17 protein-coding genes and 1 riboswitch are annotated in these 20,609 nt (G+C 34.9%); of the genes, 13 read left to right on the forward strand and 4 right to left on the reverse strand.

The genetic code is table 11. The features are described from left to right. Positions 1–81: 81 nt before the first annotated feature. Entirely contained in the window at positions 82–1,686 is a 1,605-nt protein-coding gene (locus DNU06_RS13495) for a T9SS type A sorting domain-containing protein (RefSeq protein ID WP_111064020.1), read from the reverse strand. A gap of 145 nt (positions 1,687–1,831) precedes the next feature. Here DNU06_RS13495 and DNU06_RS13500 point away from each other — a divergent pair, with 145 nt between their 5' ends. Further along, positions 1,832–4,102, forward strand: a complete 2,271-nt coding sequence (locus DNU06_RS13500) for a CotH kinase family protein (RefSeq protein ID WP_111064021.1) — start codon at positions 1,832–1,834, stop codon at positions 4,100–4,102. A gap of 35 nt (positions 4,103–4,137) precedes the next feature. Here the strand turns inward: DNU06_RS13500 and DNU06_RS13505 are convergent, their stop codons facing one another. From DNU06_RS13505 to DNU06_RS13515, 3 genes are all read right to left on the reverse strand, one after another. Continuing rightward, on the reverse strand, positions 4,138–6,435 hold the full coding sequence (locus tag DNU06_RS13505) for an FdhF/YdeP family oxidoreductase (RefSeq protein ID WP_111064022.1): 2,298 nt from the start codon (positions 6,433–6,435) through the stop codon (positions 4,138–4,140). Positions 6,436–6,567: 132 nt separating this feature from the next. Beyond that, positions 6,568–7,779 carry a sensor histidine kinase gene (locus DNU06_RS13510; RefSeq protein ID WP_111064023.1) on the reverse strand — a complete coding sequence of 404 codons (1,212 nt, stop codon included), beginning with the start codon at positions 7,777–7,779 and terminating at the stop codon, positions 6,568–6,570. 200 nt (positions 7,780–7,979) lie between these two features. After that, a complete protein-coding gene (locus DNU06_RS13515; protein WP_111064024.1) occupies positions 7,980–10,388 on the reverse strand; it encodes a T9SS type B sorting domain-containing protein in 2,409 nt (802 codons plus the stop codon). A gap of 176 nt (positions 10,389–10,564) precedes the next feature. Further along, positions 10,565–10,661: riboswitch (TPP riboswitch) on the forward strand. 60 nt (positions 10,662–10,721) lie between these two features. On the opposite strand from DNU06_RS13515, the gene thiS reads away from it, so the two are divergent. The 12 genes from thiS (at position 10,722) to DNU06_RS13575 (ending at position 20,370) form a co-directional block, all read left to right on the forward strand. Then, entirely contained in the window at positions 10,722–10,925 is a 204-nt protein-coding gene (gene thiS, locus DNU06_RS13520; protein WP_111064025.1) for a sulfur carrier protein ThiS, read from the forward strand. A 103-nt stretch (positions 10,926–11,028) separates the two neighbouring features. Then, positions 11,029–12,888 (forward strand): phosphomethylpyrimidine synthase ThiC, encoded by a 1,860-nt coding sequence (thiC, locus tag DNU06_RS13525; RefSeq protein WP_111064026.1) that lies wholly within the window; start codon positions 11,029–11,031, stop codon positions 12,886–12,888. A 126-nt stretch (positions 12,889–13,014) separates the two neighbouring features. Beyond that, positions 13,015–13,728, forward strand: a complete 714-nt coding sequence (locus tag DNU06_RS13530) for a thiamine phosphate synthase (protein WP_111064027.1) — start codon at positions 13,015–13,017, stop codon at positions 13,726–13,728. A gap of 1 nt (position 13,729) precedes the next feature. Next, a complete protein-coding gene (locus DNU06_RS13535; RefSeq protein WP_146239250.1) occupies positions 13,730–14,473 on the forward strand; it encodes a hydroxymethylpyrimidine/phosphomethylpyrimidine kinase in 744 nt (247 codons plus the stop codon). Beyond that, the gene (locus DNU06_RS13540) at positions 14,470–14,877 is read left to right on the forward strand and encodes a hypothetical protein (RefSeq protein ID WP_111064029.1); all 408 of its coding nucleotides are present in this window, start codon (positions 14,470–14,472) and stop codon (positions 14,875–14,877) included. The genes DNU06_RS13535 and DNU06_RS13540 overlap by 4 nt, the downstream gene beginning before the upstream one ends. Further along, positions 14,870–15,490, forward strand: coding sequence for a thiamine phosphate synthase (locus DNU06_RS13545; RefSeq protein WP_111064030.1), 621 nt, complete (start codon positions 14,870–14,872; stop codon positions 15,488–15,490). The genes DNU06_RS13540 and DNU06_RS13545 overlap by 8 nt, the downstream gene beginning before the upstream one ends. Beyond that, complete coding sequence (locus DNU06_RS13550) at positions 15,483–16,259, forward strand: thiazole synthase (RefSeq protein WP_111064031.1); 777 nt, start codon at positions 15,483–15,485, stop codon at positions 16,257–16,259. Before DNU06_RS13545 ends, DNU06_RS13550 begins: the two co-directional genes overlap by 8 nt. Positions 16,260–16,296: 37 nt before the next feature. After that, a complete protein-coding gene (locus DNU06_RS13555; RefSeq protein ID WP_111064032.1) occupies positions 16,297–16,656 on the forward strand; it encodes a four helix bundle protein in 360 nt (119 codons plus the stop codon). A 41-nt stretch (positions 16,657–16,697) separates the two neighbouring features. After that, the gene (gene thiH / locus DNU06_RS13560) at positions 16,698–17,828 is read left to right on the forward strand and encodes a 2-iminoacetate synthase ThiH (RefSeq protein ID WP_233503038.1); all 1,131 of its coding nucleotides are present in this window, start codon (positions 16,698–16,700) and stop codon (positions 17,826–17,828) included. A gap of 6 nt (positions 17,829–17,834) precedes the next feature. Beyond that, positions 17,835–18,896 (forward strand): HesA/MoeB/ThiF family protein, encoded by a 1,062-nt coding sequence (gene moeB / locus DNU06_RS13565; protein WP_111064034.1) that lies wholly within the window; start codon positions 17,835–17,837, stop codon positions 18,894–18,896. 45 nt (positions 18,897–18,941) lie between these two features. Then, the gene (locus tag DNU06_RS13570; protein ID WP_111064035.1) at positions 18,942–19,169 is read left to right on the forward strand and encodes an acyl carrier protein; all 228 of its coding nucleotides are present in this window, start codon (positions 18,942–18,944) and stop codon (positions 19,167–19,169) included. Further along, positions 19,162–20,370 (forward strand): D-alanyl-lipoteichoic acid biosynthesis protein DltD, encoded by a 1,209-nt coding sequence (locus DNU06_RS13575; protein WP_111064036.1) that lies wholly within the window; start codon positions 19,162–19,164, stop codon positions 20,368–20,370. The genes DNU06_RS13570 and DNU06_RS13575 overlap by 8 nt, the downstream gene beginning before the upstream one ends. The last annotated feature ends 239 nt before the right edge of the window (positions 20,371–20,609 follow it).

The raw sequence follows: 20,609 nt of genomic DNA on the forward strand, positions 1-20,609 counted from the left end.
TATTCTGCCTGTTCTAGTGAAGCGCATGGTAGTCACCAGGGTGATTTTCGCCGTACTGAGTATGTCGAAGTGTATCGAGAACTACTCCACTACCACCTTCTCTGTTTTAAGCACTGAAATACCATCAGTAACCTGCAATACATATAGCCCTTTGGCAAATTGGCTCACATCTAGCATGTAAGTTGTATAATTGCTATTGATTGCCCATTGTTTTACTATTTGTCCATTAACATTATATAAATATGCAATTACATTTTCATGAGCTATTTGAGATGCATAATAAATATATAATTCATCATTGACAGGGTTAGGGAAAATTTTCAAACCAATTTCAGGCTTTGATACCACTGGCGGCTTTCCTGCTGTATCAAATTCCTCGCATCCGGGCACCAAACAGCCGTGCTTATCTGTTTTTACTAACCAACCTAATTGCCCAATGGGTTCGGGGTTGGTGGCTTCAAAATTTTGTGATTGCCCTACCATGACGAAACCACTATCTGGGGTTATATCTACGTCGTATAAAATGTGGGTAGGGATATTGTTTTCATTTTCTAAAAACTCCACTCTATGATAATTTCTATCCCAAATGATTGTTCCTTCCAAATTGAATTTTAATAATCTTCCACCTGTATGAATACCATGTGTATTAATACTTGTTGTGTCGATTGTTCTTCCAATTGCAACAAAAATCGAATCTGAAATTTTTAAAATATTTTCAAAGTTTTTCCTCGTTTGACCTGAAGGCTCTAAGTCCTCAATCCGCCATACTTCATTTAAATTATAATCTAATTTTATGATTAGTCCCTTATATATTCTAGCATTTCCATTTTGAACAAATGTACCATTCTGCCCCCCATAAATATAGCCGCCATCCATGGTTTGGGAAAGGCCATTGCAACCATAAGCCAATTGGTCGTTAGGGTAAATTTTGGTTTGAATAATATTACCCAAAGTATCTACAATTAATATTTTTGTATTGTCTCGCCAATCGGCATTTGCGGCTGGAGTGTGGGTTTGTGTGCCGCCTATCATTAGTCTATCAGGGGCTATTTTAATAAGGCTAGCGGCATTAAAAATTCTAAAATTACCCGAAATGCCATAATACGTTTGGTACCATAGCAATTCTCCTGTTTTGCTTATTTTAAACAGTGCTGTACCTCCTACTAAATCAGAATAGCGATATACATTCACAGTGCCATAGTATGCACTGTCAATAGGGTCCTGTAAAAAACCACCAGGCTGAACAACCCTGTCATCATTATTTTGCTGGTATAAATCTAAATATGTTCTAAAAATTAAGGTGTCGCCATTTGGTTTTAGTTTAATAAAACCAAAATATTTGTGACTACCAATGGTATCGGTAGCAAAGGTTTGAGCAAAATTACCATCCAAAGTTTTAATTAAATTTGGGCTCTCCCAAAAAACATAATTTGCTGAATCATTTTTATAGTAAGTAGTATCGGCTATTGATCCATCTAAATTAAACTTAATAAAAACGCCTTCCTGAAGGTACGGAGGAATTAGATCTTTACTTTTGCCCATTACAAAATAACATGAGTCAGTTGCAAAAACACTAGAAAATATGGTTGCTCCAGCTGTGCCGACATCCAAACGGATATTAAGTACAGGTTGTGCAATACTATGTAAACAATAAAGGAATAGATATAGTAAAATGCTTTTTTTCATAAACTGCTACAAATCAAATATAAGTAAATTAAGCATTAAAGAAGCAAGTAGTGGTTAGTAAGATTTGAGACATTTTAATTCATTCTAAGCGAAGGAATATTAAAATTACATTGTCTATATATTAAATCAACGTAAATTATAATTTATGAAATTCAAATCACTACTCATTTTTGTGCTCGCTTTAGGCCTAAACCTCAGCGTTTTTGCACAAAACTTTTACGACCTCAACAGCATTCAATCCATTGAAATTACATTTGCACAAAGCAATTGGGACCAATTATTAGATGCTGAAAAAGCTGGGAATGACGGTTACATTCTGGCTACTTCGGTTACTGTGAACGGCACAGTATTCGACAGTGTGGGTGTAAAATACAAGGGCAACAGTACTTACAATGCAAATCAAACCAAGAATCCGTTTCATATTGAGTTAGACACTTATAAGGAGCAGGATTATCAGGGATACAAGGATATTAAATTGAGCAACGTAGCCAACGACCCTTCTTTTGTACGTGAAGTTTTAGCTTACCAAGTTATTCGTCAATACATGGATGCGCCACTTTCAAATTTTGCCAATGTTTCGGTAAACGGAAATTTAATTGGTTTATATGTAAGTTCTGAAGCTATTTCAAAAACATTTTTAAAGGATCGATTTGATTCTAAAAACAACACTTTTGTAAAATGTAATCCACCAGCAGGTGCGGGTCCACAAACATCAGACTTTCCAGATTTGACTTATAATGGTACCGACAGCGCAAATTATGAAGATGCTTATGAAATTAAATCGGACTTTGGATGGAATGAATTAATTGCATTAACAGACACATTAAACAACAACTTTACGGCTATTGAATCAATACTTGATGTTGACCGTGCTTTGTGGATGCTTGCCCTAGACAATGTGATTGTGAACTTAGACAGTTATATAGGAGCTTTTGCCCAAAACTATTACTTGTACAAAAGTGACTTTGATCAATTTATTCCTATCATTTGGGATTTGAACGAATCATTTGGAGTGTTTTCTCAAACAGGAACCATCAACTTAAACAATACCACAGCTAAACAACAACTGACACATTTACTACACGAAAATGATGCAGATTTTCCATTGATGCAACAATTGATGACTGTACCCATGTACAAAAGAATGTATTTGGCACACATCAAAACCATATTATTAGAAAACTTTGATGATGGCTCTTACCTGAGCAGTGCTCAAACTTTTCAAACTTTAATCAGTTCAGCTGTACAAGCGGATAACAACAAGTTTTTTACTTACGCTAACTTTACCTCAAACTTAAACAGTGATGTAAATGGCGGTGGAGGTGGTCCTGGAGGAGGATCTACTTACCCAGGTATTTCCAACTTGATGAATGCAAGAAGCAGCTACTTATTAGGTCAAGCTGATTTTACCACAACTGAACCCAGCATTGCAAACGTATCACCAAGCAATACTACACCCTACTTAAATGACATGGTTACCATTAACGCCACCATTACAAACGAAAATGATGTATATATTGGATTTCGTGATAATGTATATGCACCCTTTACAAGAACGTTGATGTTTGACGACGGAAACCACAATGATGGCGCTGCCGGAGATGGTGTTTATGGTTTTGATTTAACCATGACCAATTTAAATGTACAATATTATATCTATGCGGAAAACAATGATATCGGAAAATTCTCACCAGCCAGAGCTGAATACGAATACCATGAGTTAACAACCTATACTCCTCCAGTAGGGGATATTGTAATTAATGAATTTCAAGCAGATAATGAAACAACCGTTACCGATCAAGATGGAGAATATGACGATTGGATTGAATTGTTCAACAACACTGCTAATGCGATTGATTTAAGCGGTTATTTTTTATCAGACGACCAATCTGACCTGACCTTATGGGAATTCCCACAAGGGACAAGTATTCCAGCAAATGGCTACTTAATTGTATGGGCTGACAAAGACGACAATCAAACAGGATTACATGCCGACCTTAAACTATCCTCAGATGGGGAAACCATCTTTTTAAGTGATGCAAGTTATCAACTAATAGATCAAGTCACTTTTGGAGGGCAAACAACAGACTTTACCATGGCAAGGTTTCCAAACGGAACAGGTAACTTTACTATGATGTACCCTACCTTTAACAGTATTAATGTAGATGTAACCTCTGTAGAAAACACCATTCCAGAAATCAGCTTCTTGGTTTACCCTAATCCAACACAATCAGTTTTAAATATCGCAGTTGAAAACAGTTTGGAATCAGCCAATATTTCAATCTACAGCATGCAAGGTAAATTAATACTGCAAACAAGCATTAATCAAAGTATGCAACTAGACGTTTCAGATTGGTCAAAAGGAACATATATCATCCAATTGAACAATTCAACACAGCAATTTATTAAAAGCTAATTTTTTAGTGATAGTTGTTAAAAGCGTAATCTTTTTTAAGATTGCGCTTTTTTTATAGATACCTCCACAAATTTTGAAACAGGTGTATTACTTTTATCGGCGACACTATCGATAGGTACCAAAACATTAGTTTCTGGAAAATAAGAACCAATACAACCTTTCGCAATTTCGTATTCTACTACTTTAAATTTATTTGCCTGTCGTCTTTCTCCATTAAAATGACTAGTAATGTTCACCACATCTCCACCTTTTAACCCTTGCGCATGCATGTCCTCTTTATGCATTAACACCACTCTTCTTTCATTAAAAATACCACGATAACGGTCATTCATACCATAAATAGTAGTATTGTATTGGTCATGAGTCCTTACCGTCATTAACACAAAATGATCTGCAGGAATTTGATGGTTTGGTAAAGGATTAACAGTAAATTTTGCCAAGCCATTTTCCGTTGAAAAATTTCGATCTCTTGAGCCGTTTGGCAAATAAAACCCAGCTGGTTGTCTTACCCTTTGGTTAAAATTTTCAAAACCTGCGATAGTCACTTCAATATGGTCGCGTATCACATCATAATTAGCAACCATAGCAGACCATTTACCTTGATTATTAGTGAAAGTTGCTTTTGCTATACCGGCAACAATTGCAGGTTCACTTTTTAAGTCCTCACTGGCAGGTTCAAAAGCACCCTTGCTAGTATGTACTATCCCCATGGAGTTCTCTACCGTCACAAATTGAATGCCACTTGACTGTTTATCGGTCTCAGAACGAGAAATGCAAGGTAAAATAATTGCTGCTTCGCCAGTTACCACATGTGAACGGTTTAACTTTGTGGAAATCTGTACCGTTAAGTCTACTTTTTGCATACTTTCACCAGTCAATTGACTATCTGGTGTTGCAGATATAAAGTTACCTCCCATACCCACAAAAACCTTTACTTTATCTTCCTGCATTGCTTTAATAGATTCTACTACATCATATCCATGCAGTCTTGGTGTATTAAAACTAAATCTCTTATCCAGTGCTTCCAAAAATATTTCACTGGGTTTTTCAAAAATACCCATAGTCCTATCTCCTTGCACATTACTATGCCCTCGCACAGGACAAGTACCAGCTCCAGGTTTTCCAATACTTCCTTTTAACAATAATAAATTTACAATCTCTTGTACATTTCCAACCCCATTTTTATGTTGGGTAATGCCCATTGCCCAGCAAATAATAATCTTCTTTTTTTCAATGACCAATTGTGCAAATGCACGAACTGTTTTTTCACTGACACCACTTTCTTTTACTGCTTGGTTAAAATCGCTTGCTTTTAAATGGTCGACTAATGCATCATAATGCTCACAGTATTTGTCAATAAATTCATGGTCAAATACCGAATTTGGCGCTTTTTCTTCCGCTTCCAGCATCAAAATCATGGTTGCTTTTAATAAAGGAACATCTCCATTAATTTTTACTTGCACAAATAAATCTTCTAAATCTGTACCACCACTTAATACTGCGAAAGGATTTTGAGGATTAATAAAATTACTAGTCCCCGCCTCATTAATAGGATTCACCCCCACAATAGTACCGCCATTATTTTTGCATTTTTCTAGCGCACTTAACATTCTAGGATGATTCGTACCTGGGTTTTGCCCCATTACAATCACCAATTCCGCTTCGTAAAAATCATTTAAAGTAACCGAACCTTTCCCAATACCTACGGTATCTCCTAAACCCGTCCCACTTGATTCGTGACACATGTTAGAACAGTCCGGCATATTATTAGTGCCATATTCACGTACCATTAATTGATACATAAAAGCCGCTTCATTACTGGTTCTACCAGATGTATAAAAAACTGCCTCGTTAGGGCTATCCAAAGATTTTAACTTATCTCCTATCTTTGTAAAAGCATCCTCCCAAGAAATCGGCTCATAGTGAGAACTTCCTTTTGGCAAGTACATAGGTGTGGTCAACCTTCCTTGTTTACCAATCCAATAATCAGTTTGTTCACTGATGGCCTCAACCGAATTGGCTTTAAAAAATGCTGGCGTAACTCTTTTGTCCGTTGCTTCTTCTGCGATTGCTTTTGCGCCATTTTCGCAATATTCTCCTAAAGCCGATCGGTGCCCATCAGGGTCAGGCCAAGCACATCCCGGACAATCAAAGCCGCCTTTTTGGTTCATTTTATTGAGGATTTTAATCCCTTTTAAAAGTCCCATCTCTTCTGTAATATGCCTAAAGGATTTTTGAATAGCCGTAAACCCAGCTGCCTTATGTTTTTGACCTTCTAGTTTTAGATCTTCAAATTTTTCAGGAGGAACAATAGCTACTTTTCGATAAGACATAGGTAATAAATTGAAAGTGTGTTTTTCAAAGATAGAAAAATATTGAGCTTAACTTTAATGCCATACAGCAAAAATATTTCTCATGGCCAAAAGTCATAAAACCTTCGCCTTAACAGTAAGAAATGCAAAAAATTAAATGTTAGATATTTGAAACATAAATGTGGTGCCTGCAGCATCAATATCACAGGTAAAGCTTCCATCTAACTGTTCTGTCAAAGTTTCAATCAACTCTAAACCAAAACCCTTATGCCCTCTAGTTTGTTCACTCCAATTTCCATTATCAAAATAACACATACTTAACTGCCCTAAATCCGCTTCACATAATTGAATTCTTATTAGCGGGTGTACACTATTTTGAAAGGCATGCTTGATAGAGTTTGTTGCTAACTCATTAATCATTAAACCTATCGGGATGATTGTTTTTAAATTTAAACCCGCAACAGAAACTTGGATGTCATATTCTATAGGTTTTGACAAGTTCGAAATACTGGAAATATCTTTACATAAATCATTGATATATTCTTCTAAATTAACTTTCGATAGAGAATCACCTAAATATAACTTTTGGTGAATAAGGCTCATGGCCATAATTCGATTGATGGCATCCCCAAATTGCTTTTTAACATCCTCTGATTGTATTTCATATTGTTGCAAGCGCAGCAAACTGATAATAATTTGAAGATTATTTTTCACCCGGTGATGAATCTCTTTAATTAAAACGGTTTTCTCATCATTTTGCACTTTTATTATCTCATTTTGTGCCCTTAATTCTGAATTTGCAAGCTCAATTTCCGCATGGTAATAATTATTAATAGTCAGAAACTCATAAATGATATAAGCAGATAAGCTAAGGGCGGTAAAAACCTCTACATTTATAACCACATTTCTTTCTAATGCTATAAGATTTTCTGTGTATAAATTACCCGTATAAATTGCAGAAAATATAACGGTAATACCATTTAACGCCGTAATGAATATTCCATTTCTTTTGCCAAGTCCGAAGAAAGCAAACAAAATAACCAACCCAATCCAACAATAATCTGCGGAATGATTACTTCTTGGCAATATATTAATCGTAAAAAACAAAATAATTGTTCCAAGAAATGAAGCAATAAGATAGACAAGTCCAGCTTTTTTAATAAAAAATAAATAGCCTAAGCAGAGCATTGAAATGATAAAACAAATAAAGTACATTTTCAACTCTTCAATGGGACTATTAATATACAAAATACATAGCCCAAAAAAAACTACTGAAAATATCAAATTGACCCGCCATGCGAGTAAAAATTTAGATTTTTCATAGAAATCTAATGAACTATTAATATTATAATTAAATAAATTCATGTTTTATTAAAACCTTTATTTACCATTAAAAATAGTTCCCAATTCTTACATAAATACTCCTTAATAAAAGGAAACAACCTTAAATTTTAACATTCATCTTTATTGAGACAATTGGAAACCAGTTTTTTTTTGCAATACACTTTCTTTTGCCCTAATATACTTTAAACTATTATAGTTTAGGAGTAAAGCTTCAATATGATTTATTTTTTACCTCTAATTAGTTCCACATTGCCGTTCCCTTCAAGTTTTAAACCATTGGTTGATTCTCCCTTATAGGTGAAAAAATACACCCCTTCTGAACATGGTTTACCAGATTTATAGTGATTACCATCCCATTTATCATCAATATCAAGGAATTCAAATACTGGAACACCGTATCTATTATAAACAACACTATTAAATGTTTTAACACCTGAACTTGGAAAAAAGAACTCATTGTTAGGGTAAGCACCAGGCGTAAAAACATTTGGTATAACCAAATCAACAACTGAATGTACAATAATCTCAGTACAACTAGTATCTACGCAATCATTATAATTTTTAGCTACCATACACACTTCATAAATAGCTTCACCTGTATAAATAGTATCTACTTTCTCATTTAAATCATAAGTAAAAAACCATTTACCATCTGTTGTGATATTACTGCTGTTTAAATTCCATTGAAAAATAGTATCCGAAAGTGGATTTCCAATTTGCGCAAAATTTTCAGACAAGTTAGTAATCTTAATTTTCACCGGTTCTGTTCCTTCATATATGGATGGATTTAAAAATTCATCTGATGCCACACTAAAATTCGCAATAGGATTTAAAGAATCTACATAAACTGTAGAAATATCTTGACAACCATTTGCATCTGTAATGGTTAACTGCATGTCTCCAGGTGTTTTTACAACAAAAGTTGAAAAATTGCTAATGTCGCCATTTACAAGGTTTTCCCATTCATAAGAAACAGAACCTGTACCTGAGGAATCATTGCCAGCGGTATAGCCAATAACTACGCCATTTCCGTTTTGAAAATCTGCTGTTCTGCAATATGTTTTACTGGTCACTTCTACTGTTGCTTTTAATGGGTCTGGATTTAAAATAGTAAAGCTAAAAGCGTTTTCACACCCCACACCGTCTACTACCTTTAATTCGTGCGTACCAGGTGCAAGTCCGTTAACGGAATCCTTTAATAAACCATTGATACCAATTGGTAACCAAGAATAGTAAATAGATGCAGCATCTCCTTGAAAATTAGTAATACTGGCCACATAAGCAATACCTGTTATATCATTGTGGCATAGAGGGTCAACAGTAGCAATACTAGCAGAAATTTGTGCTGGATCTGTTAACTCAACCACTTCCGCAATATCACAACCACTTCCGTCACTATATGTAACGGTATAGGTTCCCGCTACTAAATTATTAGCTGTATTGGTTCCAGTATTGTTTACTACCGTGCCAGCAGCATCTGTAATTACAAAATTAAATGTACCACTCGTTGAAGTCGTTGCCGAAATTGATCCAGTAGCAGTTCCAAAACACTGTGGATTATTTGAAGTAACATCTATGGCAATAGAACCTGACTGAATATTAAAATTGGTATTGTAATCACAACCTGTTCCATCACTAATATTTACAGTCCAGTTACCTAAAAACAAATTAGACTGTGTAAAAGAACCATTTTGAGCCACCGTGTTTACATCATGTACATTACCAGTTGGGTCTGTCCATGTTACTGTATACGGACCACCACTTGTTCCTGTGATGTTACTAATGGTTGCCGTACCATCTGCAGCATTAGCGCAAGATGCAGCAACTACATTGGTAAGCGTAGCTTGAATTGAAGCATTGGCTACAACTAAAGTATCTCTAACCGTACAAACCGTACCAAAACTAATATCATCCATTGAAAAATCATTCCCATTTTGAGTTAAAACACTATTTACAAAACAGACATCAGCACTGGTATTTACCCCTGAATTCCATACTACCGAATGATTTACCCAATCACATGCCGCTGTCGTATTATCTAAAAAGCTAGTACCAGCCTGTGTTCCATTTATCATAAAAGCAATGTCTGGCGCATTACTACCATACACTTGAAACCATGCAGAAAGCACATAATTTGTATTGGGTAAAACAGTTACATTTTGACACCAGATATTTTGATTTACTGTAGTAGAACCATTAATCACCATCATATTTCCAGTACCATTTGTATGGTCACCACAAGAAGCAAAATTAGAATGGGCTGTACTCGAATTTGTGGTCACAAAATATGTTTCTACATTTGAAACAGGCCCCCAAGTTCCACCGGCTCCAACGGTATAGTCAGAAGTGAAATTAGTAGAACCTGCCGAAAAATCGCCATTTACTATTAAATTATTACTTAAAGAATTTACTTCACACCAATATACGCCAGGTCCTGTAACAAATGTCGTTTGGTTACTTGTACCGTCTTGCCATAAATAATTAGCAAAATTTGGACCTGCATCCAACTGAAATAAATCTGGTGGACAAATTACAGTATCGTTACCCAAGTCTAAATTACATTGCGCCTTGGCTATATTTGGCAGATTGCTAAGGAGTAATAATAATAAAACTGCTTTATAATTCTTCATAATATATTTTAATAAAAATCAATGTTAGTAATAAAAAATAAATATTTTAGTATACAGACGTTATAATCAACACAAAAGTTGAAATATTAATAACGAATATACATTGTGGCATACAATTGTCTTTTAAAATAAAATAAAAACCTGCAGCCTCCTATTCCATTTTTTAGTAGATTTGCTTTGCACTTTGGGGGTGTTTGTATTTATACGAGCTGAGACATACCCTTTGAACCTGATGTTGGTCATACAACCGTAGGGAAAAGTTAGCGTCACTTTAAAAATTAGCCCAAATTTCGGGCAGTCGACACTTCCAAAGTAACAATTTAAACTTTGGATATGATTCAAATTTCTGTCAATAATAACATTCAAAAAATTGAAGCCAATATTACTTTGGCCAGTTTTCTTGAAAAATTATTACCCAACCAAAATGGTATTGCCATAGCTTTAAACGAACAAGTTGTTCCACAAAGTAATTGGCAGGTGCAAAAATTAGTTGAAAATGATCAAATATTAATAATAACGGCAACCCAAGGCGGGTAAAATGACCATTACTTAAGAATAACTATCTTGGGTAAATAATTAGATTAAAAAATAATATGAACGCGCTAATTGCAAAACGCAAATGGCTAATAGCTTAAAAAAGATGAAGAAAAAAGACACTGCACCATCAGAAGGTAAAATTTCTACTACTCCCTTTCCTAAATCTACTAAGATTTATGTAGCAGGTAGTATACACAAAAATGTAAAAGTTGCCATGCGCGAAGTTGAACTATCTGACACAGTAGATTCAATGACACAAAAGCGATCAAAAAATCAGTCCGTAGTCATTTACGATACAAGTGGACCCTATACCGATCCAAATAAAACCATTAATGTTCACCAAGGAATTGAACCTATTCGCGAAGAGTGGATTATGGGAAGAGGTGATGTGGAAGAGTTGGATGAATTCAGTTCGGAATATTGCAGATTGAGAATGGCTGACAAAAGCTTAGACCATTTAAGATTTGACTTAAAACGTAAACCAAAAAGAGCAAAAAAAGGTCAAAATGTATCTCAAATGCACTATGCTAAAAAGGGAATCATTACGCCAGAGATGGAATACATTGCCATTAGAGAAAATCAAAAAGTTTTAGACGCGATTCGTTTGACAAAACAACACCCAGGGCAAAGTTTTGGGGCAAGTATCCCCGATACCATTACTCCTGAATTTGTAAGAGATGAAGTAGCACGTGGTAGAGCAGTAATTCCTTCAAACATCAATCACCCAGAAGCAGAACCAATGATTATTGGTCGTAACTTTTTAGTGAAAATCAATGCCAATATCGGTAACTCAGCAACTACTTCAAGTATTGAAGAAGAAGTTGAAAAAGCAGTATGGGCTTGTCGTTGGGGCGCTGATAATATCATGGACCTTTCTACAGGTAAAAACATACACGAAACTAGAGAGTGGATTGTAAGAAACTCTCCAGTTCCAATTGGTACCGTTCCAATTTATCAAGCTTTAGAAAAAGTAAATGGAAAAGCAGAAGATTTAACCTGGGAAATTTTCAGGGATACATTGATCGAACAAGCAGAACAAGGAGTTGATTATTTCACCATCCATGCAGGTGTAAGATTGGCTTATGTTCCCATGACTGCAAAAAGAGTAACTGGAATTGTTTCTCGTGGTGGATCAATTATGGCGAAATGGTGTCTAGCACATCACAAAGAAAGTTTCTTGTATACGCACTTTGAAGATATTTGTGAAATTATGAAAGCGTATGACGTTGCTTTCTCTCTGGGAGATGGTTTACGTCCAGGTTCAATTGCTGATGCAAATGATGAAGCACAATTTGCTGAATTAGAAACGCTTGGTGAACTGACAAAAATAGCTTGGAAACACGAAGTACAAACATTTATTGAAGGACCTGGTCACGTGCCAATGCACATGATTAAAGCCAATATGGACAAACAAATTGAAGTTTGTGGAGAGGCACCTTTTTACACATTAGGGCCACTTACCACGGATATCGCACCGGGTTACGATCACATTACTTCAGGTATTGGAGCGGCAATGATTGGCTGGTACGGAACAGCAATGCTTTGTTACGTAACTCCTAAAGAACATTTAGGTCTCCCGAATAAAGAAGATGTAAGAACAGGAGTAATTACCTATAAGATTGCTGCACATGCTGCCGATTTAGCAAAGGGTCACCCCGGATCACAACACCGTGATGACGCTTTAAGTAAAGCAAGATTCGAATTCCGTTGGGAAGATCAATTCAACCTCTCTTTAGATCCTGAATTGGCAAGAGAATATCATGATGAAACACTACCTGCTGAAGGCGCTAAAATTGCACACTTCTGTTCCATGTGTGGACCGAATTTCTGTTCTATGAAAATTTCACAAGAAGTAAGAGATTATGCCGCACAAAAAGACATGGACGAACAAACTGCACTCGAAGAAGGAATGAAAGAAAAAGCAGCTGAATTTAAAGACAAAGGAAGCGAAGTTTATTTGTAATATTTAGAGCACACCCTTCTCAGTTATCCAACTGAGAAGGGTCGGGCTTTACGTTATATCTTTTTTTATCCTTACAAAAATAAAAAAAGGATGCCACTTCAATCCCTGGGCCAATAGCTAGTAAAAATGTTGAAAATAATCCTTTCATATCCAACACCTGTACCCAATGAAATCTCGTTGATCAATCAGGTATTGGCAAGTGACATTGATTATTTTCATTTGCGTAAACCAGACTATCCACCAGAAGATTTAATTAAATTAATTGAAGCAATTGATGAAGCATATTATTATAAAATAATAATCCATAACAACTTTCATCTAATCAAAAAATATGGCTTAGGTGGCATACATTTAAACAAGGCGGCCCTCAGTCAAATTTGCACGATAAAAGAAAGCGATAAATGCCACATTGAGCCCATTTTGTTATTGGATAAAAAGCTAAAAGTATACAATCAAATACCAGATCATATTTCTTATTCAGCGCACAGTTTTGAGGAAATAGAAAATCTACCTTTTGAAACAGATTATGTGTTTTTAAGCCCAATATTTAATAGTATTTCAAAACCTGATTACCCTTCAAAATTCGAAGACCATAACTATTTACGAAGTCAATTAAAAAATACTAATCGAACGATAATTGCACTAGGAGGAGTTACCGAAGAAAAAGCCGAAACAATAAAAAACCTCGGATTCTCCGGCTATGTCCTACTCGGAGAATATTGGAAAGACTATTTAACATCCATGCACCATAAAACTGTCGGTTCGCATGTTATTTACGAAGGCGACAGCCAAGCAAAAAATATATCGAAAACAGTTTCGAAGCACAATACCTTAAATTAATTTGAAAACAAGACCAAACATATTGACAATTGCAGGCTTCGATCCTTCAGGAGGAGCAGGAATTCTAGCAGACATTAAAACCATGGAACAAAATGGTTGTATAGGCATGGCGGTTCAAACTGCCAACACCATCCAAACCGGTGATAAGTTCCTTTCCTGCAACTGGATTGATGAAGCAATTGTACAGGCCCAATTAGAACTTCTATTGTCCACCTACAAGTTTGATGTCGTAAAAATAGGATTGGTTCCCAATCTAAAAAGTTTAAACCAGTGGTTAAACATTTGCCTTACACATTATCCAGCTTTAAAAATCGTTTGGGACCCAGTTTTATCGGCTTCAGCTGGGTTTAATTTTCAACACAATCTTGATGACCTTGCGGAAACATTAGCCTTAGTCGACTTTATTACACCAAATTGGGAAGAGGCTAAAATATTGAGTGGTAATGAAGATGCAATCATTGGTGCAGCCGAATTATCGAAATATTGTGCAGTTTTACTTAAAGGTGGACATCATCCCACTCAATTGGGAAAAGATAGGCTATTTCTTTCTGAAAAAACACTGAATTTTAACCCTAAACCATATCAATGTTCTCCAAAACACGGTAGCGGCTGTATATTTGCATCTGCATTGGCATGCAATATTGCCAAAGGCTATCCCATTCATAAAAGTGTTTTAAAGTCTAAAAGATATATCGAGGCAGTATTAAGTAGTCAAACAGGATTAATAGGTTACCACGCACCATGAAAAGACCTAAATTTATACTACAAATTTTAAACGTATTGAATGGCTTACTTCTTTTTCTCTACTTCTTTAAAGTAATGCATTATACTTCTTTTTTAGGCAGGATAGAAATCATGCACCTTATCATTGCGGCTTTTATTATCTATGGTATTAAATCATGGATAGAAGTAAAAACAAATACTGCAGACCCTATTAAGAACAATAAGACAACCAACATATTATTCTTAACTGGTTTTACCATTTTTGTTTTAGGCATAGCAGTTAAATTTATGCATTGGCCATTTGCAAACCTGTTTATGCTTGCAGGCGTAATTATTGTCAACCTTTCCTATTGGTTATCCTTTTTTATAAGCGCCAATTCTTTAACCCCTGACACTGAAATTCTAGACGATTTTGAACATGAATAAATTGACAAAAATATATTATATTTCACAAGGTAAAAGTACCGCAAACCACTTGCTAAACATTGAAAAAGTTTGTCGATCAGGTTGTAAATTAATACAACTTCGTTTAAAAAACCTTCCGCTTACCGAAGTACTCATCACCGTACAAAAAGCCTTAGAAATATGTAATAAATTTAATGCGCTTTTAATTATTAACGATTACAGCAATATCGTCGAACAAATTCCTACAACCGGCTTACATTTAGGTCAAAAAGATGGTAAAATAAGCGACGTAAGAAATAATTTATCAGATTCGATTATTGGAGGAACAGCGAACACGTTAGAAGATTGTATTCAATTGTATAAAGAAGGAGCAGATTATATAGGATTAGGTCCTTTAAGGTTTACACCAACAAAAACAAATCTTGATCCTATTTTGGGCTACAATGGCTACAAAGAAATAATCCATAAATTAGATATCTTGAAAATTAAAATCCCAATTTATGCCATAGGTGGAATTGTAGAAAATGATATTCAACCATTGTTAGATATGGGTCTACATGGGGTAGCAATTTCAAGTTTACTCACCCAACAAACAATTGAACAAAATAAAAAATTAATCAAGGAATATGAATGATTTATTAAAAATTGCCGACAAAACATTTACCTCTAGATTATTCACTGGAACTGGAAAATTTTCAAACTCTAGCTTAATGAAAGACGCCTTATTGGCTTCTGCAAGTGAATTAATTACCGTTGCTTTAAAAAGAGTAGATGTTCAAGACCAAAACGACGACATATTAACGCATTTAAGCGCGGCACATATTAATTTATTACCAAATACGTCTGGCGTTAGAAATGCCAAAGAAGCTATTTTTGCCGCGGAATTATCTAGAGAAGCTTTGGGAACGAACTGGGTAAAATTAGAAATTCATCCAGACCCGAAATACTTATTACCCGATCCAATTGAAACATTATTAGCTGCAGAAGAACTAGTAAAAAAAGGCTTTATCGTAATGCCTTACGTTCATGCTGACCCAGTGTTATGTAAGAGATTAGAAGATGTGGGTGTACAATGCGTCATGCCTTTAGGAGCACCAATAGGGAGTAACAAAGGCTTGCAAACACAGGCGTTTTTAGAAATCATAATCGACCAAAGTAATGTCCCGGTGATCGTTGATGCTGGAATCGGTGCTCCTTCACACGCGGCCTACGCTATGGAATTAGGTGCTGATGCAGTATTAGTAAACACCGCAATTGCTGTTTCCCAAAACCCAGTTGCAATGGCTAAAGCATTTAAATTAGCTGTGGAAGCGGGAAGAATGGCTTATAACGCCAAATTAGCTCCAGTTATTGCAAAAGCCGAAGCAAGTAGTCCGTTGACGAGTTTTCTAAATAGCATTTAGCGGTTGGCTATTAGCAGTTAATTATAAATAAAATTTTATGAGAGATTTTAGAAAAAAGGAAGTTTGGAAAAAAGGACACTTTTTTGCTATTGAAATTTATAAAATAACTCAAAATTTTCCTAAATCAGAGAGGTTTGGTATTACTTCGCAAATCCGACGAGCTTCACTTTCAATTCCTACTAATATTGTTGAAGGCTGCACTAGGTTTTCAAAAAAAGAGTTTGCGAATTTTATAAATATAGCAGCTGGTTCAGCTGCAGAAGTAGAATACTTATTAGAATTTTCAAAGGAAATCGATTTACGCACATTAGAACAGTATACAAAACCTTCCAGCTCAATTATAGAGATTAGAAAAATGTTAAACTCATTATACAGAATTATTAAAAACACTAAATAATGGATACAACTAAAATTCAAGCACTAAAAGCTAAAGGCCAAATGCAAAAGGCTAAAAGCTCTGAATCAACATTCACCTCATTATTCAATCAATACTCATGGGATGATACCTTATCGAGCATTTTTAATAAAACGGAGTCAGATGTCATCCATGCAATGCAAAAAGACAGAAGGGATTTAGAAGATTTTAAAGCCCTTATCTCACCTGCTGCACGACCATTTTTAGAACAGATGGCTCAAATGAGTAGAATGGCAACAAAAAAACGATTTGGGAATACCGTTCAAATGTATGCCCCTATGTATTTGAGTAACGAATGTCAAAATATTTGTACTTATTGTGGCTTCAGTTTCACCAATAAAATTCCGCGCAGGACTTTAACAGATCCAGAAATTTTAAAAGAAGTTGCCTTCTTAAAAGACAAGGGATATAACCACATATTATTAGTTACCGGTGAAGCCAATACAACAGTTGGTGTGCCATACATCAACAATGCCATTAAACTCATAAAGTCACAATTTGCCAATATCACCATTGAAGTTCAACCTTTGGACCAAGCCGAATATGAAACATTAATTGACAGTGGCCTTTATGCTGTTTTGGTCTATCAAGAAACCTATCACCGAGCAGAATATAAAAAACACCATCCGAAAGGAAAAAAATCTAATTTTGATTACCGACTCGAAACACCAGATAGATTGGGTAAAGCTTGTGTTCATAAAATTGGGCTAGGTGCATTATTCGGACTGGAAGACTGGAGAGCAGATAGCTTTTTTACAGCCTTGCATCATCAATATTTAAAAAAGAAATTCTGGAAAACTAAGTATTCTATATCCTTCCCAAGACTAAGACCTTTCAGTGGTGGACTTGAACCAAAAGTTGAGATGACAGACCCTGACTTAGTACAATTAATTTGTGCATTTAGATTATTAGATGAAGACCTAGAACTGTCAATTTCAACCAGAGAAAGTGAAGTATTTAGAAATAATATTGTTCAAATGGGTGTTACTTCTATGAGCGCAGCATCTAAAACTAATCCTGGGGGATATGCCGTAGAACCAGAATCATTAGAACAATTTGAAATTTCGGATGAAAGAAGTACGGAAGACATTACAATCATGTTGAAAAACCAAGGTTTAGAAGCAGTTTGGAAAGATTGGACGCATTTTAATTAAATAACCATGGATTTATCTAAGGAAGAATTAAAACAATATAGTCGCCATATAAAATTAAAAGAGATTGGACTTATAGGGCAATTAAAACTTAAAGCCGCTAAGGTATTGGTCATTGGCGCTGGAGGATTGGGTTCACCAATATTGCAGTATTTAGCTGCCGCTGGAATTGGCACCCTAGCGGTTATTGATGGTGACGTAGTTGACCAAAGCAATTTACAAAGACAAGTATTGTATACGCATCATGACATTGGGGTTTTTAAAGTAAATGCAGCAAAAGAAAAGCTACAAGCCTTAAACCCGTACATCAAGATCATCACCTACCCTTTTGAACTCGATAATAAAAATGCAATTGAATTATTCAAAGCATACGATATAATTGTTGACGGTTCAGATAATTTTCCAACCAGGTACTTAGTGAATGACGCGGCTGTGATAGCTAACAAGCCATTGGTATTTGGTTCTATTTACAAGTTCGAAGGTCAGGTTAGTGTCTTTAATTATAAAAACGGGCCAACTTATCGTTGCATATTTCCAACTCCACCCCTTGCGGATTCCGTTCCAAACTGTGCTGAAGTGGGTGTTTTAGGTGTACTACCAGGAATGATTGGAAATTTTCAAGCGAATGAAGTACTTAAAATACTTCTAGATATAGGAGAAGTGCTAAGCGGAAAAATTTTGACATACAACACTTTAACAAATAAACAATTTGTAATTAAATTTGATAAAAATCCCGAAATAAATGTCACAGCATTGCAAACTAATTATCAAGAATTTTGCGGAATAGTTACGGAAGAACATGAACTATCTTACCCAATGATTAAAAATAAATTAGATGAATATTTATTAATTGATGTGCGGGAAGATTGGGAACACGCCGATTTTAATATTGGCGGAATAAACATATCACTTTACGAACTAGAAAAAGAATTTGCTCAAATAAACACAGATAAACCAATTTTATTGTACTGCGAAAGTGGCAATAGAAGTAATACCGGAAAACAATTCTTAGATCATTTATTAAAAGACATTAAAGTTTATACTTTAAAAGGTGGCATACAAACGCTTTAAATTGCATTAGTACCCCATTTTTTATACATTTGCCGAAATTCAAATATGGAAACGTTTTTAATCGATAAAATAGAGGAAATAGCATTTAGCACGGTAAACAAGGAAGATTCTTTATGGCAAGAAGGCGTTCTAGACTCCATTACAATAGTCGAATTAGCAGTAGAAATTGAGAAAGAATATCAAATTAAAATACCATTTGATGAAATTATAGAAAGTAATTTCGAAACAGTAGCTTTATTGATAAACTATATTCAATCGAAGCAAAATGCTTAAGAAGTTTTCATTTTTCCATCTCTTACCTTTTCTTCTAGCAATGACCATTGCTGGCGTATTTATTTATTTAAAAAAACCAATTCAGGTAGCTGACAAAGAAAACTACATTGTTGGCAATCAAACAAAAAATAGTGGTAGGTACTCTAATTTATTAACAGGAAAGGATGCTGAAATAGATTATTTTGCCAGTTTAATGAACAAAAATCAATTTACCCTTTTTGGCTCATCAGAATTCAGTGAATCTGCTTATTGTTCTTACAATTATTTTCCAGATAAACTAGGCTTGCCTATGCTAGGATTAGGACATGCTTATCATCAAAATTTAAGTATACTAATTGAATTGCTGGCGGCAGATGCATTATTAGATAGTACCAGCAATATTTGCATTTTATTAAGTCCTGGTTGGTTTACAACTGGTGGAACAAACTCAGAAGCTTTCATTGAATTTGCAAGACCTAATTTACTTAGTAAGATCATCCATAATACAAATATTTCGGAGGATTATAAATTATATATTGGTAAATTTATTGATGGGAAAAAAAATGAATTTGAAAATTTCTCTCCCCAAATGAGCCAGCTACAAGACCAGTATTTAATAAAAAATGCAAACTATTTAAATAAGCAAAAAACGATACTGAAAAATGAAATTGAAAGCAAGTTTGCCACTTACAAATACGTACCGGAAATTGATTATAAAATCAAATTATTACCCAATACACAAACTACTTCTATAGCATATTACAAAAACTTTGACAGCATTGGTAAGGCCTTAAAAAATCAATTTATTGCTGCCATCACGACCAATGATATTTTTGTCTATGATGAATATTACACCAAGTATTTAGTGAAGGATAATGAAGCGTACGAGCTTAAAACTTTAGCGAATGTATACATACATGATAATCCAGAATTAAACGATTTAAGCTTACTCATTAAGTACATCAAAAGTAAAAACTTACAAGCCTCATTTGTAATGATTCCATTTAATGCTTATTGTTATAACAATGTTGCAGTAAATGAACCCCTCATAGACACTATCACGCAATTAATGAACCAAAATAGTCTACCTTTTTTAAATTTATATGCCACCACAAAAGAAGCCTATGAACCAGGTTTATTAAAGGATGTTATGCATTTGAGTGATTTTGGATGGATGAAAGTTAACCATTTTATTTACGACCTATATTATGCAAAAAAGTAAACTTTTTCTTAGAAATTTAATGATCTATTTGACATTAATTTTCGGCTTTTTATACTTGTATGTGGTGGATGTCGACCTCATCTTACATCCGGACAAAGAAATTAACGTAAAGTCTAAAATAGATTTTGTTTACCAACAATTTTAAGTATGAACTGGCACCAAACGCTCCCTTTTAGCGAAAGTATATTTTTTACTTATATTTTGGTATCTACCCTTTTGGTGTGGATGATAAAAATATT

The sequence above is a fragment of the Putridiphycobacter roseus genome (assembly GCF_003234935.1).
In the GTDB taxonomy this organism is placed as follows: domain Bacteria; phylum Bacteroidota; class Bacteroidia; order Flavobacteriales_D; family Crocinitomicaceae; genus Putridiphycobacter; species Putridiphycobacter roseus.

Bases quoted from the DNA above. Each gene is read 5' to 3' on its own strand.
- DNU06_RS13515 (WP_111064024.1), bottom strand. From the start codon at position 10,388: ATGAAGAATTATAAAGCAGTTTTATTATTATTACTCCTTAGCAATCTG.
- DNU06_RS13500 (WP_111064021.1), top strand. From the start codon at position 1,832: ATGAAATTCAAATCACTACTCATTTTTGTGCTCGCTTTAGGCCTAAAC.
- DNU06_RS13550 (WP_111064031.1), top strand. From the start codon at position 15,483: ATGAATGATTTATTAAAAATTGCCGACAAAACATTTACCTCTAGATTA.
- DNU06_RS13505 (WP_111064022.1), bottom strand. From the start codon at position 6,435: ATGTCTTATCGAAAAGTAGCTATTGTTCCTCCTGAAAAATTTGAAGAT.
- DNU06_RS13540 (WP_111064029.1), top strand. From the start codon at position 14,470: ATGAAAAGACCTAAATTTATACTACAAATTTTAAACGTATTGAATGGC.
- DNU06_RS13570 (WP_111064035.1), top strand. From the start codon at position 18,942: ATGGAAACGTTTTTAATCGATAAAATAGAGGAAATAGCATTTAGCACG.
- moeB (WP_111064034.1), top strand. From the start codon at position 17,835: ATGGATTTATCTAAGGAAGAATTAAAACAATATAGTCGCCATATAAAA.
- DNU06_RS13530 (WP_111064027.1), top strand. From the start codon at position 13,015: ATGTTGAAAATAATCCTTTCATATCCAACACCTGTACCCAATGAAATC.
- thiC (WP_111064026.1), top strand. From the start codon at position 11,029: ATGAAGAAAAAAGACACTGCACCATCAGAAGGTAAAATTTCTACTACT.
- DNU06_RS13545 (WP_111064030.1), top strand. From the start codon at position 14,870: ATGAATAAATTGACAAAAATATATTATATTTCACAAGGTAAAAGTACC.
- thiS (WP_111064025.1), top strand. From the start codon at position 10,722: ATGATTCAAATTTCTGTCAATAATAACATTCAAAAAATTGAAGCCAAT.
- DNU06_RS13575 (WP_111064036.1), top strand. From the start codon at position 19,162: ATGCTTAAGAAGTTTTCATTTTTCCATCTCTTACCTTTTCTTCTAGCA.
- DNU06_RS13495 (WP_111064020.1), bottom strand. From the start codon at position 1,686: ATGAAAAAAAGCATTTTACTATATCTATTCCTTTATTGTTTACATAGT.
- thiH (WP_233503038.1), top strand. From the start codon at position 16,698: ATGCAAAAGGCTAAAAGCTCTGAATCAACATTCACCTCATTATTCAAT.
- DNU06_RS13510 (WP_111064023.1), bottom strand. From the start codon at position 7,779: ATGAATTTATTTAATTATAATATTAATAGTTCATTAGATTTCTATGAA.
- DNU06_RS13555 (WP_111064032.1), top strand. From the start codon at position 16,297: ATGAGAGATTTTAGAAAAAAGGAAGTTTGGAAAAAAGGACACTTTTTT.